The 3,255-nt window shown below is 74.3% G+C and carries 2 protein-coding genes and 2 pseudogenes; 3 read left to right on the top strand and 1 reads right to left on the bottom strand.

Translation table 11 applies throughout. The features are described 5' to 3' along the window. The first annotated feature begins 75 nt into the window (after positions 1-75). The 3 genes and pseudogenes from SSBG_RS15040 to SSBG_RS31240 all read left to right on the top strand — a co-directional run bounded on the left by SSBG_RS15040 (position 76) and on the right by SSBG_RS31240 (position 2,146). Positions 76-894, top strand: coding sequence for a YceI family protein (locus tag SSBG_RS15040; protein ID WP_008746962.1), 819 nt, complete (start codon positions 76-78; stop codon positions 892-894). Positions 895-1,082: 188 nt separating this feature from the next. Next, positions 1,083-1,592 (top strand): annotated as a pseudogene (locus tag SSBG_RS15035) (tetratricopeptide repeat protein). 82 nt (positions 1,593-1,674) lie between these two features. After that, a pseudogene (locus SSBG_RS31240) lies at positions 1,675-2,146 on the top strand (PPOX class F420-dependent oxidoreductase). A 148-nt stretch (positions 2,147-2,294) separates the two neighbouring features. Here the strand turns inward: SSBG_RS31240 and SSBG_RS15030 are convergent. Beyond that, the gene (locus SSBG_RS15030; RefSeq protein ID WP_199781372.1) at positions 2,295-3,071 is read right to left on the bottom strand and encodes a TetR/AcrR family transcriptional regulator; all 777 of its coding nucleotides are present in this window, start codon (positions 3,069-3,071) and stop codon (positions 2,295-2,297) included. Positions 3,072-3,255: the final 184 nt, after the last annotated feature.

Raw genomic sequence — 3,255 nt, 5'->3', positions numbered from 1 at the left:
CGCGCACCGGGGCCCGCATTTCGTCGTACGGACGCCGGGGGCGTGCTCCCGGGGGGCAAGGAGAAGGAAAACCGGATGGGACTCAGCGCTCGTATCCGCACCCGTGACGGGTGGGCGGTACCGCACGCGGTCGTCACGATGACCGACATGACCGGCACGCAGGTGCTGCGCGCACAGGCCGGCGCCGACGGCGACGTCCAGGACGCCACGGACCTCAGGCCCGGCCCGTACACGGTGATTGTCACGGCCGTGGGCTACGCCCCGGCCGCGTCGACCGCCCTCGTCACCGTCTCCGGACGGGCCGAGGCGGGGACCGTCGTCCTCGCCCGCCAGGGCGGCAGCGAGCTGCCCCCGCCCGGCCCCTGGGCGATCGACCCGGTGCACTCCACGGTCGGCGCGGTCGCCCAGCACCTGGGGATCTCCAGCGTGCGCGGCCGCTTCACGCGGTTCAGCGGCCGGATCGACGTCTCCGAGGACGTCGCGCGCTCGCAGGTGAGCGCGACGATCGAGGCCACCTCGATCGACACGGGCAACGAGATGCGCGACGGGCACCTGCGCTCCGCCGACTTCCTCGACGTGGAGAGCTACCCGGAGCTGAGCTACCGCTCGACCGCCGTCGTCCCGGCCGGCCAGGACCGCTGGACGGTGGAGGGCGAACTGACGATGCGCGGCGTGGCCCGCCCCGTCGCCCTCGACCTCAGCTACCTCGGCACCGGCGCCGACCCCTGGGGAGGCACCCGCGCGGCCTTCCGCGCGACGGCGGAACTGCGCCGCGAGGACTTCAAGATGAACTACAACCAGGTCGTCCAGGCGGGCATCGCGGCGATCGGCACGACGCTGCGGGTCGAGCTGGACATCCAGGCGGTCCAGGGAGCGGAACTGCCCCAGATGTGACCGGTACCAGCCGGAAAGGGCGCGCTTCCGCCACGGCGGGAGCGCGCTTTTTTCGCGCGCGCGAGGGCGCCCCGCACCGGTACGGTGACGGGCCGCGCGGGTACGAGGCGGCTCGCGTCCGGTGACCGCCGGCGCGCGGCCGGGTGCCCCGGAGCCGTACCGCCCCTCCGGAAGGACGTACCGCCACCATGACCGCCACGCCCGCCCAGGACTGGGAGGACCGCAGCGCCGCGCTGTGGTCCCGGATCGACGCGCTCGCGCCCGGGGACTTCCTCGACCGCACCGACGCGCTCGCCGCCGAACTCGGCGCGGAACACCCCGTCGCGCTCTTCGAACGCGCCGCTGCCCGCGACTCGCTCGGCCGTACCGACGAAGCCGAACCCCTCTACCGGCAGGCGCTGCACGGCGAGTTGCCCGGCGAACGGCGCCGCCGCGCGGTCATCCAGCTCGCCAGCTCACGGCGCGCGCTCGGCGACCCGGAGGAGTCCATCAGCCTCCTGACCGCCGAACGCGCCCACGGCTAGGACCACTTGAGCGACGCCCTGACCGCCGTGCTCGCCCTCGCGCTCGCCGACGCGGGGCGCGCCCGCGAGGGCGTGGCGGAGGCGGTCGCCGCGCTCGCCCGGCACCTGCCGCGCTACCAGCGCTCCATGGGCAACTACGCGCGGGCGCTGGGGGACGCGGCACGCGCGGAGTGAGGGCGACGGGTCCACGCGGCACGCGCGGAGTGAGGGCGACGGGTCCACGCGGCGGGCCGGGCGGCGGGCGTAGGCTCCCGGCATGGCACCTTCCGTCGCGACCAACACCACCGTGGACCTGGCCGGGCTGCTCGACTTCGTACGCCCCCGGCACCACGCCATCCTCCTCACCCGCCGCGCCGACGGCTCCCCCCAGAGCTCGCCGCTGACGTGCGGCGTGGACGACGCGGGGCGCATCGTCGTCTCGACGTACCCGGAACGCGCGAAGACGCACAACGCGCGCCGCGACCCGCGCGTGAGCGTCCTCGTCCTGAGCGACGACTTCGGCGGCCCCTGGGTCCAGCTCGACGGGACGGCCGAGGTCATCGACGCCCCGGACTCGGTCGAGCCGCTGGTCGAGTACTTCCGCAACATCTCGGGCGAGCACCCCGACTGGGACGAGTCCCGGGCCGCGATGATCAAGCAGGGCAAGTCGATCATCCGCGTCACGCCGACAAAGCGGGGGCCCGGTCGCGACGGGCGGCTTCCCGGCACGGCTGGTGGAGGGGGACTGAGGCGGGGCGGGGGCGGGGAGCGGGACGGGCTTGGGGGCTTGGGGGGCGTCAGCACTCGCCCCGGTGAGCGGGTGGACCGGTGGCCGCTGAGTCGGTGGACCGGTGGCCGGGTATCCCGTGAGCCGCCCGTCCCCGTGGCCCCGTGGCCTCAGGTGGCGGCCGTCTCCCTTGCCATCGCTTCGATGCCGGTGACGAGCAGGTCGAGGGCGAAGGCGAAATCGCGCTCGCGCATCTCGGCGACGCCACCGCCCATGCCCTCGGGGCCGAAGAGCTCCTCGGTGTCGCCGAAGGACTCCACGAACTCGGGACGGCGCGCCATGGAGCCCATCGCCTCGCGGTAGTACTCGTCCTGGGTGTGGCCCGCGGCGCGACAGCGGCGGATCACGTTGCCCTCGATCGCGCCGAAGCCGTAGACGAAGCGGAAGACGGCCGAGAGCGCGCCGAGTTGCTGCTTGGCGTCGAGCCCCGAGTCGAGCAGCACGGCGCGAATCCGGCGCGAGAACGCCTGCGAGCAGGGGCCGATGTTGAGGTAACTGCCCATGAGCGGGGCCACCCAGGGGTGGCGGACCATCATCGCGCGGTAGGCGCGGGCGAGTTCACGTAGCCGCTGCCGCCAGTCGCCCTCGGTGCCCTCGGAGCCCGAGGTCAGCTCGCCGACGACGGCGTCGAGGGCGAGTTCGAGCAGGTCCTCCTTGGTGTCCACGTACCAGTACACGGACATCGCGGTGACCTTGAGCTCGCCCGCGAGGCGCCGCATGGAGAACCGCGCGAGCCCCTCGCGGTCGAGCAGCCGCACCGTCGCCGCCGTGATCCGCTCGCGGTCGAGCCCGGAAGGCTGCTCGCTCCTGCGGGTACGTGTCCGGGCCGCGGCGTCCGTGAGCCAGACGCTCGCCCGGACAGCGCCCACCGCGCGCCCCTTCACCATGCCCACCTCACCACGCTGCTCTCACCTCCGCCGCCGGAGCGGGTCTGCCGGCCCCACCCGCGTCCCGCACGGGATGTGCGGACCGCTGCGGACCGCGTACCCCATGATGCGCCCTGTCCTTCCCCCACGTCTGCCACCGTGCCCCCCGCGACCTGCACGAACCGGCCCGGGAGAAGCCGCCCGG

This window comes from Streptomyces sp. SPB074 (genome assembly GCF_000154905.1).
Classification (GTDB): domain Bacteria; phylum Actinomycetota; class Actinomycetes; order Streptomycetales; family Streptomycetaceae; genus Streptomyces.
Note: the sequence above shows the minus strand (reverse complement) of the source record. Positions and strands in the feature narration are given on the sequence as shown.